The following is a 14,706-nucleotide window of genomic DNA, read 5'->3' as shown; positions in this document are numbered from 1 at the left end:
TTCAGAGCCCGGTGAATATCCGTCCGAAGCGGTTCATGCCGCTATACCAACCCCCCGTGCGGAGTAATAGTCGCATCACCGAATCGCGCCAAGATCTTGCCACGGTAAGCTGACGGCATGACAGGACAAGTTCGCACCGTCGACGGTCGCGTCGCCGGGCGACGCGGACAGGAGACGCGGCAGAAGCTGCTCGACTGCCTCCGCGAGATGCTCAGCACGTCGCCCTATCGGGACGTCAAGGTCATCGACGTCGCCCGTATGGCGGGTACCTCCCCCGCGACCTTCTACCAGTACTTCCCGGATGTCGAGGGCGCAGTCCTCGAAATCGCCGAGGAAATGGCCAAGGACGCCGACACCCTCAAAGAGCTGGTGGCCGGAAAGTCCTGGGCAGGGAAGTCCGGACCGACCACTTCGGAAGAACTGGTCGACGGATTCCTCGCCTTCTGGCGCAAGAACGACGCCATTCTCCGAGTGGTCACGCTCGGTGCCGCCGAAGGGGACAAGCGGTTCTTCAAGATCCGCATGACGGTCCTCAACGCGGTCGCCAAGCCGCTCGCGGAGGCCGTCAAGGAACTCCAGGCGAAGGGTCAGGCCGACAAGTCGCTCGACCCCAACGCCGTGGCCGGGGCCCTGGTCTCGCTGCTCGCATCGGCGGCCGAGCACCAGAAGGCCTTCACCTCCTGGGGCGTCAAGGTCAAGGACCTCAAGCCCAACCTCGCTCCCTTGGTGTACCTGGGCGTCACCGGCAAGAAGCCGCCCAAGTAGACCCACCGCCGACCAACCATCCGCTCCGCGCGCAGCCCCGGCCTCCTGTCCGGGGAACGACGGACGGCGGCCGTGTCCTCGGGGGAGGTCCGCCGACGTACCGCAAGCGCGCCAGACATGCCGGTGGGCGGGCACCCCTTACACGGGGTGCCCGCCCACCGGCATTTTGCTGCTACTCGCCCGCTCGCCTCCGGGGCGGGACCGTGTGGAGTTACGGGCAGCGGACGACCTGGCCCGCGTAGGCGAGGCCGCCGCCGAAGCCGAAGAGCAGGACCGGGTCGCCGGGCGAGAGCTCGCCGCGCTCGACCAGCTTGGAGAAGGCCAGCGGGATGGAGGCGGCCGAGGTGTTGCCGGAGTCGACCACGTCCCGGGCCACCACCGCGTCACCGAGGCCCAGCTTCTTGGCGATCGCGTCGATGATCCGCAGGTTGGCCTGGTGCGGGACGAAGCCCTTCAGCTCGGACGGGTCGATCCCGGCCCGCTCGCAGGCCTGCCGGGCGAGCGGGGCGAGCTGGGTGGTGGCCCAGCGGAACACCGACTGGCCCTGCTGACTGATCACCGGATCCCAGCCGGTGATCACCACGGCGTCGCCCTTCTCCGGCTCGGAGCCCCAGACCACCGGCCCGATGCCGGGCTCGGCGCCGTCCTCCTGGGCCTCGACCACCGCGGCGCCCGCACCGTCGCCGAAGATCACGCAGGTGGAGCGGTCGGTCCAGTCCAGCGTGTCGGACATCCGCTCGGCGCCGATCACCAGCGCGCGGCGGGCCGCGCCGGCCCGGATCGCGTGGTCGGCGGTGGCCAGGGCGTACGAGAAGCCGGAGCAGACCGTGTTGATGTCGTACGCGGCGGGGGTGCGCACCCCCAGCCGGGCGGCCACGGCCGCGGCGGTGTTGGGGCTGCGCTCGATCGCGGTGCAGGTGGCGACCACCACGAGGTCGATCTCCTCCGCCGTGCGGCCGCTGTTGGCGAGCGCCTTCTGCGCGGCCTCGGTGGCGAGGTCGACCAGGCTCTCGCCCTCGGCGATGTGCCGGGTACGGATGCCCACCCGGGTGCGGATCCACTCGTCGTCGGTGTCGACGAGCGCCGCCAGGTCGTCGTTGGTGAGGACCTTGGGGGGCTGGTAGTGGCCGAGTGCCACAATGCGAGAACCGCTCATGGTGCCATGGAACCGGGTTACCCGCTGGTCAGCGGGGCACGACCGGCGACAGGATCCGGCCCCGCGATCTGTAGGAGATCCACAAGGGGCCGTGCGGCGCCCGGGCCGTCGGGCTTCCGCCGGGGTCAGGTGGCCAGCGTCGGCGCGTCGCCCATCACGATGACGGGGTGGGCGGCCGGGTCCAGGGTGCGGATCAGCTGGGCCATCTTGTCCTCGGGGATCGACACGCAGCCGTGGGTGGGGCCGTCGTGGTCCACGTGGAGCCAGATGCCGCCGCCCTTCCTGGCGCCCATCGGGCGGCGGGTGTCGAGCGGGGAGTTGCCGGCCACCCGGTTGTAGTTGATCGCGACCACGTAGTCGAAGGAGCCGGCCAGCTGGTCGCCGAAGAAGCCGGTGCCGGAGACGACGAAGCTCGGGTCCTTGTCGTACGGGAGCTTGCTGCCCGGGTCGTCCTTGCGGCCGCCCGCGTCGGTGAGGCTGTAGACGCCGATCGGGCTGCGCAGGTCGCCTTCGTTGTGGTCGGCGGTCCAGCCGTTCTTGCCGTTGTGGCCCTGCCAGGTCTCGCCGGCCAGCCAGCGGCCCTCGGGGGTGCGGGTCCAGAGGACGACGGTGTTCTTGTCGGTGTTCCGGTCGGCGCCGGAGGCGACCACGACCTGGGTGGTCTCGGCGGGGATCTTCGCGGTGAAGGTGGCGCCGAGGCCGGGTATCGCGGCCACCGAGAGGTCCGCGCGGGCCTCGCCGCGGGCGGCGGCCGCGGGCGCGGACTGGCGGTCGGCGGCGGCCTGGGCGGCGGCGGGGGCGGGCTGGTCGGGCTTGTTGACGCCCTCCGGGCCGGGGCCGTCGGCGGCGGTGAGGCCGGGCTTGGCGTCGTTCTGGCCGACGGCGTACCAGCCGGCGGTGGCGGCGACCAGCAGCGCGGTGCCGGCCATCACCGCCTTGCCGTGACGTTTCTGCTTCGCCTTGCGGCGCCGGCCGCGGGCGGCGGCCCTGGATCCCGCCACGGGGGCGGCGGCCGCCACGGGCACGACGGGGGCGAGCGGCTCGGGCACGTAGACCGGCTCGGGCTCGTAGGCCGGTTCCGGCTCGTACACCGGCTCGGACTGCTGGTAGACCGGCTCGGACTGCCCGTAGGCCGGCTCCGGCTCGTACACCGACTCCTGGTGGAACTGCTCCGGCTCCGCCCCGTACGGCTGGAACGGCTGGTCGTACGCCTCGACGTACCCGTCAGGGCTCTGCTGGTGCGACTGGTACGACTGGTACCCGCCCTGGCCGTACTCCTGCGGGGCGGGCTGCCCGTACGCCTCGTAGGAGGGGTGCGGCTGCTCGTACGACTGCTCATACGGCTGCTGCGGCACCCCGTACACCGGCTCCTGCATCGGCTGGTACGGCGGGTACTCGGTGGCGCGATGAGAACCGGACATGCTGTCGATCCTGCCAAACGCCGTACCCGTTGGTAAACCCGGGGCGGGTGCGGAGGCCGTGAAGACGCCGCCGCCCGGGCCGGCAGGCGGCCCGGGCGGCGGGGAAGGTCCGCAGGTCGGACGGGGTGTCAGAGGCGCATCGCCTGCGGGGCCTCGCGGCGCATCGGGTCCGGGCCCTCGTACTCGCGGATGACCTCGTAGCGGGTGTTGCGCTCGACCGGGCGGAAGCCGGCGTCGCGGATCAGGCCGAGCAGGTCGTCACGGCCGAGCTTGTTCGGGGTGCCGAAGTTGTCCGCGTCGTGGGTGATCTTGTACTCGACCACCGAGCCGTCCATGTCGTCCGCGCCGTGGCTGAGCGCCAGCTGGGCAGTGGTGACGCCGTGCATCACCCAGAAGACCTTGACGTGCGGCACGTTGTCGAAGAGCAGCCGGGAGACCGCGAAGGTCTTCAGCGCCTCGGCGCCGGTGGCCATCTCGGTGCGGGCCATCAGCTTGTTGCGTACGACGCCGTCCTTGGAGTCGTGGAAGTCGTGCTGGTAGCGCAGCGGGATGAAGACCTGGAATCCGCCGGTCTCGTCCTGCAGCTCGCGCAGCCGCAGCACGTGGTCCACCCGGTGGCGGGGCTCCTCGATGTGGCCGTACAGCATGGTGGCCGGCGTCTTGAGGCCCTTGGCGTGCGCGAGGCGGTGGATCCGCGACCAGTCCTCCCAGTGGGTGTCGTGGTCGACGATGTGCTGGCGGACCTCCCAGTCGAAGATCTCCGCGCCGCCGCCGGTCAGCGACTCCAGGCCGGCGTCGATCAGCTCGTCCAGGATCTCGTCGGCGGACAGGCCGCTGATCTTCTCGAACCAGTGGATCTCGGTGGCGGTGAAGGCCTTCAGCGAGACGTTCGGCAGCGCCGCCTTCAGCTCCCGCAGCGAGCGCGGGTAGTAGCGCCACGGCAGGGTCGGGTGCAGGCCGTTGACGATGTGCAGCTCGGTGAGGGACTCGACCTCCATCGCCTTGGCGAGCCGGACGGCCTCCTCGATGCGCATCGTGTAGGCGTCCTTCTCGCCCGGCTTGCGCTGGAACGAGCAGTACGCGCAGGAGGCGCTGCACACGTTGGTCATGTTGAGGTGGCGGTTGACGTTGAAGTGGACGACGTCACCGTTCTTGCGCGTCCGCACGTGGTGGGCCAGCCCGCCCAGCCAGGCCAGGTCGTCGCTCTCGTAGAGCGCGATCCCGTCCTCGCGGGTCAGCCGCTCACCCGCGTAGACCTTCGCCTCCAGCTCGCGCTTGAGCCCTGCGTCCATGCGGTGCCCCGCCTCCTCCGACTTCGATTCCTTGCCGGAACGAGCGTACGCCTACGCCGACAGGAGCTCCGCGAGCAGGGCGGGCTCGATGTTGCCGCCGCTGACCACGGCCGCCACCGCCTGGCCGCCGGTCTCGGCGGCGCGGTGGAAGTACGCGGCCGGGGCGACCGCGCCCGAGGGCTCGGCTACCAGCCGGCCGCGGCGGGCCAGCAGAGCGACGGTGGCGCGGATCTCGTCCTCGGTGACGGTGACGATGTCGTCCACGTAGGCGGTGATGTGCTCGTAGGGCAGCGCGCCGACGGACGGGGTGCGCAGGCCGTCCGCGATCGTCCGGTAGGTGTCGGCGACCGGCCACTCCACCCGGCGACCGGAGCGCAGGCTCGCCTGCGCGTCGGCGGCCAGCTCGGGCTCCACGCCGATCACCCGGATGCCCGGGCGGGTCAGCTTGAGCGCGGCCGCCGTCCCGCCGATCAGGCCGCCACCGCTGACCGGTACCAGGACGGTGTCCAGCTCGGCCGGGGCGTCCTCGGCGATCTCCAGGCCGACCGTGCCCTGGCCCGCGATGACGAACGGGTCGTCGTACGGGGGCACCCAGACGTAGCCGTGCTTCTCCGCCAGCTCGCCCGGCAGGGTGTCCCGCTCCGCGGGGGACACCAGTACCACCTCGGCGCCGAAGCCCCGGGTGGCGTCCACCTTCACCGCAGGCGAGGTGTCCGGCATCACGATCACGGCCTTGATGCCGAGGATCCGGGCCGCGTACGCCACCGCCTGCGCGTGGTTGCCGCTCGACTGGGCGACCACGCCGCGGGCCCGCTCGGCCTCGCCGAGCGCGGCCAGCCGGTTGAAGGCGCCGCGGGTCTTGAAGGCCCCGGTCGGCTGGAGGTTCTCGGGCTTGAGCCAGAGCCGCCGCTCCCCCTCGGCCGCCCAGGGGGCGGGAACCAGCGGGGTGCGCACGGCGACCCCCGCGATCCGCTGCCGAGCAGCGCGCAGCTCCTCCAGACCGACCAGTGCCATGCGTCACTCTCCTACAGGAGGAAGTTCACTCACCCGGTTCTCCCACTTCGTGGAGAGTACGACGGTGGTGCGGGTCCGGGCCACGCCTTTCGTGCCCGAGATCCGCTTCACCACCGACTCCAGGCCGGCCACGTCGGCCACCCGGACCTTGAGCATGTAGGAGTCGTCACCCGCGATGAACCAGCAGTCCTCGACCTCGTTGAGGTCCTTCAGCCGGAACGCGACGTCCTCGTGGTCCGCGGCGTCCGTGAGCTGGAGGCCGATCAGGGCCGTGACGCCGAAGCCGAGCGAGGCCGGGTTGACCGTCGCCCGGTAGCCGGTGATCACCCCGGCCTGTTCCAGGCGGTTGATCCGGTCCGTGACGCTCGGGCCGGAGAGTCCGACCAGCCGGCCCAGCTCGGCGTAGGACGCACGGCCGTTCTCCCGGAGCGCCTGGATGAGCTGTCTGTCCACCGTGTCCATATACCGTCCGCGTCCTTCCGAACCTCTCCAGACCCACAGATCATTATCCGGATTCAAAGGCGCCGTGCGCCGAAAGACCCGGATATCGCAGAGAAGATACTCTCCCGCCCTCGGTCTCCTTACTCCCCCTCAGCAGTTGCGGTGCCACCGGTGTCGCTCCGGCGGGCCGCAGCCCCCAACTCCCCTTCCCAGCGCAGGTACAGGGAATGCGGCACGCCGACGGCGTCCAGCACCCTTCCGGCCACGAAATCCACGAGTTCGCGCACGGTGGAGCCGCCGGCGTAGAAACCGGGCGAGGCGGGGAGCACGACGGCGCCCTGCGCGTCGAGTTCCACCAAGTGCTTCAACGTCACCCCGTTGAGTGGTGTCTCGCGCACGCAGACGACGAGCGGACGGCGCTCCTTGAGGGTGACGCTGGCGACCCGCTGCAACAGGTCCTTGCTCAGCCCGAGCGCGATCCCGGCCACCGCGCCGGTGGTCGCGGGCACCACCAGCATGCCCTTGGCGGGGTACGAGCCGCTGGACGGGCCGGCCGCGAAGTCCCCGGCGGGCCAGTAGCGGACGTCCTCCAGGCCGCTCTCGTCGACGGCCAGCCAGGCGGCCAGGTCGGTGCGCCAGTGGGCGTCCCGGAAGGAGATGCCGGTCTCGTCCAGGATGGTGAGCCGGGCGGCCCGGCTCACGACGAGGTCCACCGCCTCCCCGGCGGCCAGCAGACCCCGGATCACCGAGGCCGCGTACGGCGTCCCCGACGCTCCCGAGACCCCGACCACCCACGGCTGACGCTTCGCAGTTCCCATGGGGCATTTCTATCCGGCTTCCCCCGGCAGGGCCGCATCCGCGGTCCCCCTGGAAGGATGGGGGCATGGCAGCGACCCTCGTCGACCTCACCCATCAGGTGACCACCGCGATGCCGGTCTACCCCGGCGATCCGGCCGTCCTGCTGGAGCCCGCGCTCACCACCGCCACCGCCGGGGTGAACGTGCTGGCCCTGCACCTCGGCTCGCAGTCCGGGACGCACGTGGACGCGCCTTACCACGTGGACGTGACCTGGCCGACCCTGGACGGGCTGCCGCTGGAGCGGTTCACCGGCCCGGCCGTCCTCGCCGACCTGCGCGGGCTGGAGCCCCGGACGGCCGTCACCCCCGAGCAGTTGGCGCCCGCGCTGGAGCGGGCCGCGGACTCCGGCGAGGGCACCGTGCTGCTGCTGGCCACCGGCTGGGCCCGGCACTGGGGCACCGACACCTACCTCGCCCACCCCAGCCTGACCCCGGAGGCCGCGGAGGCGATCGTCGCCGCCGGGGTGCGCACCGTCGGGGTGGACGCGCTGAGCGTGGATCCGACCCCCGACCCGGGCCCGGGCGACCCGGCGGTGGCCGCGCTGCTCGCCGATCTCGCCGACGAGCACGACGCACCCGGAGGAGGGCCCGCCGAGGAGCCGTCGCTCGCCGCGCACCGGGTGCTGCTGGGGGCGCCCGGCGGCGGGGTGATCGCCGAGAACCTGACCGACCTGCGGGCACTGCTGGAGGCGCAGCAGGCCGGCCGCCCGGTGGAGGTCTCGCTGTTCCCGCTGCGGCTGGTCGCGGCGGACGGCGCCCCGGTACGGGCGGTGGCCCGGCTGGGCTGACCCCGCGCCGGCCGAGGCGCCCGTCCACCCGCCGGATCGCCCCCGCCCGTACGGGACTTGGTCTAGACCATCCCCCGGTGGCGCCACTAGGCTGTCCGGCCATGGCAGAGATCATCGGAGTGATCGAGCGACTCTGGCGCTACCCCGTGAAATCCACCGGCGGCGAGCGGCTCGACTCCGTCGAGGTGGACGAGCGCGGCCTCGCCGGCGACCGCCTCTACGCCGTCCGCGACGCGGCCGGGAAGCTCGGCTCCGGCAAGAACACCCGCCGCTTCCGGCGGATGGACGGCCTGCTCCGCCTCTCCGCCCGGCTCGGCCACCGGATCGACGGCCCCGAACTGTTCGACCCGCTCGGCCGCCCGGTCGACCGGCCGACCGCCTTCCTGCGCGCCTACCTCCAGCGCGAGGACGTCGAACTCGCCCGCGAGGACGCCGTTTCGCACTTCGACCGGCTGCCGGTCAGCGTGCTCACCACCGCCACCCTGGACTGGATCCGCGAGGCCGTCCCGTTCGCCGCCGTCGACGAACGCCGCTTCCGCCCCAACGTCGTGCTGCGCACCCCGCCCGGCACCCCGCCCTTCGTCGAGGACGACTGGTTCGGCCGCCAGGCCCGCGGCGAGGCCCCCGGCAGCGCCCGGCTCGCCTTCGTCACCTCCAGCGAGCGCTGCACGATGACCGGTGCCCCGCAGCCCGGACTGCCGCACGCACCCGAGATCCTCAAGGCCGTCGTGCACGCCCACGACGGCCGCCTCGACGCCCTCGCCGAGGTCGCCGCCCCGGGCCGCCTGCGCGTCGGCGACCGCATCGTGCTCGACTGACAACTCGCCAACTCCTCTACCGGGACCCGCCGATCGGGCCGCAAGAGGTGTCCGGTCAGCGCCGGCTGGGGCCCCTTCCTCGACTACCTCGACGGCCGCGCCTTCAGCTACGCCTTCCTCGACTACCGCGGCTACGGCCGGCGCAAGGACGTCACCGGCGACTACACGCTCGCCGAGATCGCCACCGACGCCCTCGCCCTCGCCGACCAACTCGGCTGGGAGCGCTTCTCGGTGGTCGGCCACTCGATGGGCGGCAAGGCGGCCCAGCAGGTCCTCGCCGAGGCGCCGCTGCGGGTGCGCAAGCTGATCGGCCTGGCCCCGGTGCCGGCCGGCGCCTACCCGCTGGACGAGGCCGGCGAGGCGCTGTTCCACGGCGCCTCAGAGGACCGGGAGAAGCGCCTGGCGATCCTCGACCTGGTCACCGGGCAGCGGGCCGGCCGGGTCTGGCTCGACCGCATGGTCGACCAGTCGCTGCAGCTCTCCACCCGCGAGGCCTTCGCCGGCTACGTCCGCGACTGGACCACCGCCGACCTGGAACGCCGGATCAGCGGAAACCCCGTCCCGGTCAAGGTGATCGTCGGCGAACACGACCTCGCCCTCACCGCCGACGTCATGCGCGCCACCTTCCTCACCCACTACCCCAACGCCGTGCTGGAGGAGCTCAGCGGCACCGGCCACTACCCGATGTACGAGACCCCGGTCGCCCTGGCCGCGTCCCTGGAGGCCTTCCTCCACAACTGACGCGAAGCAGGACCCGGACTCCCGCCGGTCCGACGACCGCGAGTGAGCTCGGACGAACAGCGGCCTCGTGGGAATCAGATTCCGAGCCCACGAAGGAGCAGGTCCACCAGCGCGAAGAAGAACAGCGAAATGCCGACGAAGCTGTTCGTCTGGAAGAACGCGCGGTTGAGCTTCGACAGGTCGTTCGGCTTCACGATGGTGTGCTCGTACACGAACGCGCCCGCGACGACCGCGAGGCCGATCCAGAACGCCACACCGGCGTCGGTGAGCACCGCGAACCAGCCCAGCAGAAGCGTCGTGAGGACGTGGCACACCCGCGCGCCCCGGATCGCCGCCGGCACGCCGAAGCGGGCCGGCGGCGAGCCGACACCGTTCTCGCGGTCGGACTCGACGTCCTGGCAGGCGTAGATGAGGTCGAAGCCGCCGATCCAGATGCCGACCGCGCCGCCGAGGACGGCGGCGTCCCAGGACCAGGTGCCGGTCACCGCGAGCCAGGCGCCGACCGGGCCCATCGCCTGGGCCAGGCCGAGGATCGCCTGCGGGAAGTCGGTGAACCGCTTGCCGTACGGGTAGACGACCATCGGCACGACGGCCACCGGCGCGAGCGCCAGGCAGAGCGGGTTGAGCAGCGCGGCCGCGCCGAGGAAGACCACCAGGGCGACGGCGGAGCCGACGTACGCGGTCTTCAACGAGACGGCGCCGGTGACGAGTTCGCGCGAGGCGGTGCGCGGGTTGCGGGCGTCGATCTCGCGGTCGATGATCCGGTTCGCCGCCATGGCGAAGGTGCGCAGGCCGACCATGCACACCGTGACGATGAACAACTCGCCCCAGTGCACCCGCTTGTCGGCGAGGAACATGGCCGTCAGCGCGGCGATGTACGCGAAGGGCAGGGCGAAGACCGAGTGCTCGATCATCACCAGGCGCAGGAAGGCCTTCGTGCGCCCGGGGGTCTCAACTGCGGCCGTGCTCATCACAGTCCGTATTCCTTCCAGCGCCGGGAGACCAGCGCAGCCGTCGCCGGGTCGGAGGACACCATCTCCGGCCAGCCGCCGTCCCGGGTGTAGCCCTCCTCGGGGAGTTTCCGGGTGGCGTCGATGCCGGCCTTGCCTCCCCAGAACTGCTGGTACGAGGCGTGGTCCAGGTGGTCCACCGGGCCCTCGACCACGGTGAGGTCCCGGCTGTAGTCGACGTTGCCGAAGGCCCGCCAGGCGACTTCCTGGTAGTCGTGCACGTCGCAGTCGGCGTCCACCACGATGATCAGCTTGGTGAGCGACATCATGTGGGCACCCCAGATGGCGTGCATCGTCTTCTGGGCGTGCTTGGGGTACTTCTTGTCGATCGAGACGATCACGCAGTTGTGGAAGCCGCCGGCCTCGGGCAGGTCGTAGTCGACGATGTCCGGGATGATGATCTTCAGCAGCGGCAGGAAGAAGCGCTCGGTGAACTTGCCCAGCGGGCCGTCCTCCGTCGGCGGGCGGCCGACCACGATGGACTGCAGGATCGGACGGCGGCGCATCGTCACGCAGTCGATCGTCAGCGCCGGGAAGGGCTCCTGCGGGGTGTAGAAGCCGGTGTGGTCGCCGAACGGGCCCTCGGGCAGCATCTCGCCGGGCTCCAGCCAGCCCTCCAGGACCACCTCGGCGTCGGCCGGGACCTGCAGCGGCACGGTCTTGCAGTCGACCATCCGCACCCGCTCCCCGGCGACGAAGCCGGCGAAGAGGTACTCGTCGATGTCCCCGGGCAGCGGCGCGGTGGCCGCGTAGGTGACGGCCGGCGGGCAGCCGAAGGCGATCGCGACCGGGAGGCGTTCGCCGCGCTTGGCCGCCACCGCGTAGTGGTTGCGGCTGTCCTTGTGGATCTGCCAGTGCATGCCGATGGTGCGGCGGTCGTGCCGCTGGAGCCGGTAGAGACCCAGGTTGCGGATGCCGGTGTCCGGGTCCTTGGTGTGGGTGAGGCCCAGGTTGAAGAAGGAGCCGCCGTCCAGCGGCCAGGTGAAGAGGGCGGGCAGCTCGTCCAGGTTGACGTCCTCGCCGGTGAGCACGACCTCCTGGACCGGCGCGTCGCCGGACTTCACGTGCCTGGGCGGGACGTGCGCCATCGAGGCGAGCTTGCCGAAGGCGTCGCGGAAACCGGTGAAGCCCTGCGGCAGTTCGGGCTTGAGCAGGCCGGCGATCTTCTCGGCGATGTCGTCCGGGCCCTTGAGGCCGAGCGCCTTGGCCAGGCGCCGCTCGGTGCCGAAGACGTTCATCGCGAGCGGCATCGACGAGCCCTTGACGTTCTCGAAGAGCAGCGCGGGGCCCTTGGCCTTCTGCACCCGGTCGACGATCTCGCCGATCTCCAGGTGGGGGTCGACCTCCGCCTTGATGCGCTTGAGGTCGCCTTCACGGTCGAGGGCCCGGAGAAACGAGCGGAGATCGTCGTATGCCATGCCTGTCAGTATCCGCCACCCGATAGCCTGGCTTGCGTCAAGGGCCCCGGGAAGGCGCCCGCCACCGCCGCCCGTTGGGGGGAGATCGCAGCCATGTTGCGGATTCTGCTGACCGTCGTCCTTCCGCTCGCGCTCTGGGTCTGGGCGTTCGTCGACTGCCTGACCACCCCCGAGGACGAGGTGCGGCACCTGCCGAAGGTGGTCTGGGTGCTGATCGTGCTGCTCTTCCCGCCGCTGGGCCCGATCGCCTGGCTGATCGCGGGCAAGCAGCGCGGCTTCCTGCGGACCGCCGCCGATGGGCACCCGGGGCAGCCGGCCGCCGACGGCCGCGCGGGCCGAACCGGCCACCCGTCCGCGCGCGGCGGGCGCCCGCTCGCGCCGGACGACGACCCTGAATTCCTCGCCTCGTTGAAGAAGGGCAACAACGAGCACGAGGACATGCTCAAGCAGTGGGAGGCCGATCTGCGCCGCCGGGAGCAGGAGCTGCGGGACCGGGACGAGCCCGAGGACGGCAGGAAGAGCTGATCACGACGGTTCGCGCCCTCCCTCCAACAGCCCACCCGGGCGGCCCCGGGTGGGCTGCGGCGTTTTTGGCGCTTCCCTACGACTGAACGCCCGCTCACCCACATGGCCTCGACCGGGACCCTTGACCCGGGCGGGACGAAGGCGGCCCCCGGGACGACCGGCCCGTACGGCCGCGGGATGGCCCTGACCTGCGCTTTTCTTCACACGCAGATCATCTGACTGTCACCTTTGCGACAACCCCCCGTATTCGAACGAACACGGAGCGCTCCCGCTCCGGTGCGCCCTCTTCTGTGCAGCCCTGACAGCTAAACGAACCCGACCTTGTACGGAATCGACGCCGAAACCAGCGCACGGCCCCTCGTACAGTCATAAGTGAAGAAAGTGATTCGCGGCCGGGGGCACAGCAGACGTTGGCTGTCGGACAGTTCCCTCACCCTTGGAGTGGTTCGAGATGACGGTTGTGCATGAGGCGCCGGTCGACGGCGAGGTCCCCGAGGTCCCGGCCGACGCCCGCGGGCGGGTCGCCGAGCTGCACGAGCTGCGCGAGCAGGTCCTCCGCGGCCCCAGCGACAAGGCGACCGAGGCCCAGCACGCCAAGGGCAAGCTGACCGCCCGCGAGCGCATCGAGCTGCTGCTGGACGAGGGCTCCTTCCGCGAGGTCGAGCCGCTGCGCCGGCACCGCGCCCAGGGCTTCGGCCTGGAGGCCAAGAAGCCGCACACCGACGGCGTCGTCGTCGGCTGGGGCACCGTCCACGGCCGCACCGTCTTCACCTACGCGCACGACTTCCGGATCTTCGGCGGCGCCCTGGGCGAGGCCCACGCGCAGAAGATCCACAAGATCATGGACATGGCCATCGCGGCCGGTGCGCCGCTGGTCTCGCTGAACGACGGCGCCGGCGCCCGCATCCAGGAGGGCGTCACCGCCCTCGCCGGCTACGGCGGCATCTTCCAGCGCAACACCAAGGCCTCCGGCGTCATCCCGCAGATCTCGGTGATGCTCGGCCCGTGCGCCGGCGGCGCCGCGTACTCCCCCGCGCTGACCGACTTCGTCTTCATGGTCCGCGAGACCTCGCAGATGTTCATCACCGGCCCGGACGTGGTCCAGGCCGTGACCGGCGAGAAGATCACCCAGAACGGCCTCGGCGGCGCCGACGTGCACGCCGGCGTCTCCGGTGTCGCCCACTTCATCTACGACGACGAGCAGTCCTGCATCGAGGAGGTCCGCTACCTCCTGTCGCTGCTGCCGCAGAACAACCGCGAGATGCCGCCGTCCGTCGTCACCGAGGACCCGGTCGAGCGCCGCAACGACAGCCTGCTGGACCTGGTGCCCGCCGACGGCAACCGCCCGTACGACATGCGCAAGGTGATCGAGGAGATCGTCGACCACGGCGAGTACCTGGAGGTCCACGAGCGCTGGGCCACCAACGTGCTCTGCGTGCTCGCCCGCGTCGACGGCCACGTCACCGGCATCATCGCCAACCAGCCGCAGTCGCTGGCCGGCGTGCTGGACATCAACGCCAGCGAGAAGGCCGCGCGCTTCGTCCAGATGTGCGATGCCTTCAACATCCCGCTGCTCACCCTGCTGGACGTCCCCGGCTTCCTGCCCGGCGTCGACCAGGAGCACGGCGGCATCATCCGCCACGGCGCCAAGCTGCTGTACGCGTACTGCAACGCCACCGTGCCGCGCATCTCGCTGATCCTGCGCAAGGCCTACGGCGGCGCCTACATCGTGATGGACTCCCGCTCCATCGGCGCCGACCTGTCCTACGCCTGGCCGACCAACGAGATCGCCGTGATGGGTGCCGAGGGCGCCGCCAACGTCATCTTCCGGCGCGAGATCAACGCCGCCGAGGACCCGGACGCGATGCGCGCCCAGAAGATCAAGGAATACAAGAACGAGCTGATGCACCCGTACTACGCGGCCGAGCGCGGCCTCGTGGACGACGTCATCGACCCGGCCGAGACCCGCCAGGTGATCGCTTCCGCCCTGGCCATGCTCCGCACGAAGCACGCCGACCTGCCCAGCCGCAAGCACGGCAACCCGCCGATGTAGCAGCGCGGTCCACCGCAGCACGCCGCACCGGCCACCACCTCACACCACAGCCACCGGGGGAGAAACCAGGACATGACCGCTTCCGCCGAACCCCTCGTCCGCATCGTCCGCGGCAGCCTCAGCGACGAGGAACTCGCCGCCCTGACCGCCGTCCTGATGGCGCGCGCCGCCGCCGCGCAGCAGGCCGCCGCCACCGCCCCGGTCGAGCCGATCGCCACCTGGCACCGCCTGGAGCGCCGCCCGGCCTACTTCTCGCCGGTCAGCTGGCAGCAGGCCGCCTGAGACACGCTCTGACGCACCGCGGCGTCCGTCGACGGCCGGTCACCCCGCCCGGGTGACCGGCCGTCGGGCGTACCCGGCCCCGGGCGGCTCGGTAGGATGCCTACTGGACGGTATGCCTCCGCCGC

At 71.3% G+C, this 14,706-nt stretch carries 14 protein-coding genes and 1 pseudogene; 7 read left to right on the top strand and 8 right to left on the bottom strand.

The features are described from left to right. The first annotated feature begins 117 nt into the window (after positions 1–117). Positions 118–765, top strand: a complete 648-nt coding sequence (locus BX285_RS08310) for a TetR family transcriptional regulator (RefSeq protein ID WP_030055725.1) — start codon at positions 118–120, stop codon at positions 763–765. Positions 766–976: 211 nt separating this feature from the next. Here the strand turns inward: BX285_RS08310 and BX285_RS08305 are convergent, their stop codons facing one another. The 6 genes from BX285_RS08305 to BX285_RS08280 form a co-directional block, all read right to left on the bottom strand. Continuing rightward, complete coding sequence (locus BX285_RS08305) at positions 977–1,921, bottom strand: beta-ketoacyl-ACP synthase III (protein WP_097237419.1); 945 nt, start codon at positions 1,919–1,921, stop codon at positions 977–979. Positions 1,922–2,046: 125 nt separating this feature from the next. Beyond that, complete coding sequence (locus BX285_RS39145; RefSeq protein WP_310794189.1) at positions 2,047–3,342, bottom strand: L,D-transpeptidase family protein; 1,296 nt, start codon at positions 3,340–3,342, stop codon at positions 2,047–2,049. A gap of 128 nt (positions 3,343–3,470) precedes the next feature. Then, positions 3,471–4,634, bottom strand: a complete 1,164-nt coding sequence (gene mqnE, locus BX285_RS08295; protein ID WP_097237418.1) for an aminofutalosine synthase MqnE — start codon at positions 4,632–4,634, stop codon at positions 3,471–3,473. 51 nt (positions 4,635–4,685) lie between these two features. After that, complete coding sequence (locus BX285_RS08290) at positions 4,686–5,648, bottom strand: threonine/serine dehydratase (RefSeq protein WP_097237417.1); 963 nt, start codon at positions 5,646–5,648, stop codon at positions 4,686–4,688. 3 nt (positions 5,649–5,651) lie between these two features. Then, on the bottom strand, positions 5,652–6,110 hold the full coding sequence (locus BX285_RS08285; protein ID WP_030055719.1) for an Lrp/AsnC family transcriptional regulator: 459 nt from the start codon (positions 6,108–6,110) through the stop codon (positions 5,652–5,654). Between the two features lie 119 nt (positions 6,111–6,229). Continuing rightward, positions 6,230–6,907 (bottom strand): UbiX family flavin prenyltransferase, encoded by a 678-nt coding sequence (locus BX285_RS08280; RefSeq protein WP_121174815.1) that lies wholly within the window; start codon positions 6,905–6,907, stop codon positions 6,230–6,232. A gap of 65 nt (positions 6,908–6,972) precedes the next feature. Between BX285_RS08280 and BX285_RS08275 the strand changes: the two genes are divergently transcribed. The 3 genes and pseudogenes from BX285_RS08275 to BX285_RS08265 all read left to right on the top strand — a co-directional run. After that, entirely contained in the window at positions 6,973–7,734 is a 762-nt protein-coding gene (locus BX285_RS08275; protein WP_121174814.1) for a cyclase family protein, read from the top strand. 101 nt (positions 7,735–7,835) lie between these two features. After that, entirely contained in the window at positions 7,836–8,552 is a 717-nt protein-coding gene (locus tag BX285_RS08270; RefSeq protein ID WP_097237414.1) for an MOSC domain-containing protein, read from the top strand. 75 nt (positions 8,553–8,627) lie between these two features. Beyond that, a pseudogene (locus BX285_RS08265) lies at positions 8,628–9,293 on the top strand (alpha/beta fold hydrolase); the annotation flags it as partial. A gap of 74 nt (positions 9,294–9,367) precedes the next feature. Here BX285_RS08265 and mqnP read toward each other — a convergent pair. Together mqnP and BX285_RS08255 are read right to left on the bottom strand one after the other, a co-directional pair. Continuing rightward, entirely contained in the window at positions 9,368–10,264 is an 897-nt protein-coding gene (gene mqnP / locus BX285_RS08260; protein WP_097237412.1) for a menaquinone biosynthesis prenyltransferase MqnP, read from the bottom strand. Beyond that, positions 10,264–11,721 carry a menaquinone biosynthesis decarboxylase gene (locus BX285_RS08255; RefSeq protein ID WP_097237411.1) on the bottom strand — a complete coding sequence of 486 codons (1,458 nt, stop codon included), beginning with the start codon at positions 11,719–11,721 and terminating at the stop codon, positions 10,264–10,266. Before BX285_RS08255 ends, mqnP begins: the two co-directional genes overlap by 1 nt. Positions 11,722–11,814: 93 nt before the next feature. Here BX285_RS08255 and BX285_RS08250 point away from each other — a divergent pair, with 93 nt between their 5' ends. From BX285_RS08250 to BX285_RS08240, 3 genes are all read left to right on the top strand, one after another. After that, entirely contained in the window at positions 11,815–12,246 is a 432-nt protein-coding gene (locus tag BX285_RS08250; RefSeq protein ID WP_097237410.1) for a PLD nuclease N-terminal domain-containing protein, read from the top strand. Between the two features lie 451 nt (positions 12,247–12,697). Continuing rightward, the gene (locus tag BX285_RS08245) at positions 12,698–14,299 is read left to right on the top strand and encodes an acyl-CoA carboxylase subunit beta (RefSeq protein ID WP_097237409.1); all 1,602 of its coding nucleotides are present in this window, start codon (positions 12,698–12,700) and stop codon (positions 14,297–14,299) included. 72 nt (positions 14,300–14,371) lie between these two features. Beyond that, positions 14,372–14,581: an acyl-CoA carboxylase subunit epsilon gene (locus tag BX285_RS08240; protein ID WP_097237408.1), complete on the top strand. Its 210-nt coding sequence runs from the start codon at positions 14,372–14,374 to the stop codon at positions 14,579–14,581. Positions 14,582–14,706 lie beyond the last annotated feature (125 nt).

This window comes from Streptomyces sp. 1114.5, assembly GCF_003635085.1.
GTDB lineage: Bacteria > Actinomycetota > Actinomycetes > Streptomycetales > Streptomycetaceae > Kitasatospora.
The sequence above is the reverse complement of the archived record's forward strand: the minus strand, read 5'-3'. Positions and strand labels throughout refer to the sequence as shown.

What these genes read in the sequence shown, in the direction of transcription:
- BX285_RS08270 (WP_097237414.1), top strand. Translation starts at nt 7,836, where the DNA reads ATGGCAGAGATCATCGGAGTGATCGAGCGACTCTGGCGCTACCCCGTG.
- BX285_RS08305 (WP_097237419.1), bottom strand. Translation starts at nt 1,921, where the DNA reads ATGAGCGGTTCTCGCATTGTGGCACTCGGCCACTACCAGCCCCCCAAG.
- BX285_RS08290 (WP_097237417.1), bottom strand. Translation starts at nt 5,648, where the DNA reads ATGGCACTGGTCGGTCTGGAGGAGCTGCGCGCTGCTCGGCAGCGGATC.
- BX285_RS08310 (WP_030055725.1), top strand. Translation starts at nt 118, where the DNA reads ATGACAGGACAAGTTCGCACCGTCGACGGTCGCGTCGCCGGGCGACGC.
- BX285_RS08285 (WP_030055719.1), bottom strand. Translation starts at nt 6,110, where the DNA reads ATGGACACGGTGGACAGACAGCTCATCCAGGCGCTCCGGGAGAACGGC.
- BX285_RS08245 (WP_097237409.1), top strand. Translation starts at nt 12,698, where the DNA reads ATGACGGTTGTGCATGAGGCGCCGGTCGACGGCGAGGTCCCCGAGGTC.
- BX285_RS08240 (WP_097237408.1), top strand. Translation starts at nt 14,372, where the DNA reads ATGACCGCTTCCGCCGAACCCCTCGTCCGCATCGTCCGCGGCAGCCTC.
- BX285_RS08250 (WP_097237410.1), top strand. Translation starts at nt 11,815, where the DNA reads ATGTTGCGGATTCTGCTGACCGTCGTCCTTCCGCTCGCGCTCTGGGTC.
- BX285_RS08275 (WP_121174814.1), top strand. Translation starts at nt 6,973, where the DNA reads ATGGCAGCGACCCTCGTCGACCTCACCCATCAGGTGACCACCGCGATG.
- mqnE (WP_097237418.1), bottom strand. Translation starts at nt 4,634, where the DNA reads ATGGACGCAGGGCTCAAGCGCGAGCTGGAGGCGAAGGTCTACGCGGGT.
- mqnP (WP_097237412.1), bottom strand. Translation starts at nt 10,264, where the DNA reads ATGAGCACGGCCGCAGTTGAGACCCCCGGGCGCACGAAGGCCTTCCTG.
- BX285_RS08280 (WP_121174815.1), bottom strand. Translation starts at nt 6,907, where the DNA reads ATGGGAACTGCGAAGCGTCAGCCGTGGGTGGTCGGGGTCTCGGGAGCG.
- BX285_RS39145 (WP_310794189.1), bottom strand. Translation starts at nt 3,342, where the DNA reads ATGTCCGGTTCTCATCGCGCCACCGAGTACCCGCCGTACCAGCCGATG.
- BX285_RS08255 (WP_097237411.1), bottom strand. Translation starts at nt 11,721, where the DNA reads ATGGCATACGACGATCTCCGCTCGTTTCTCCGGGCCCTCGACCGTGAA.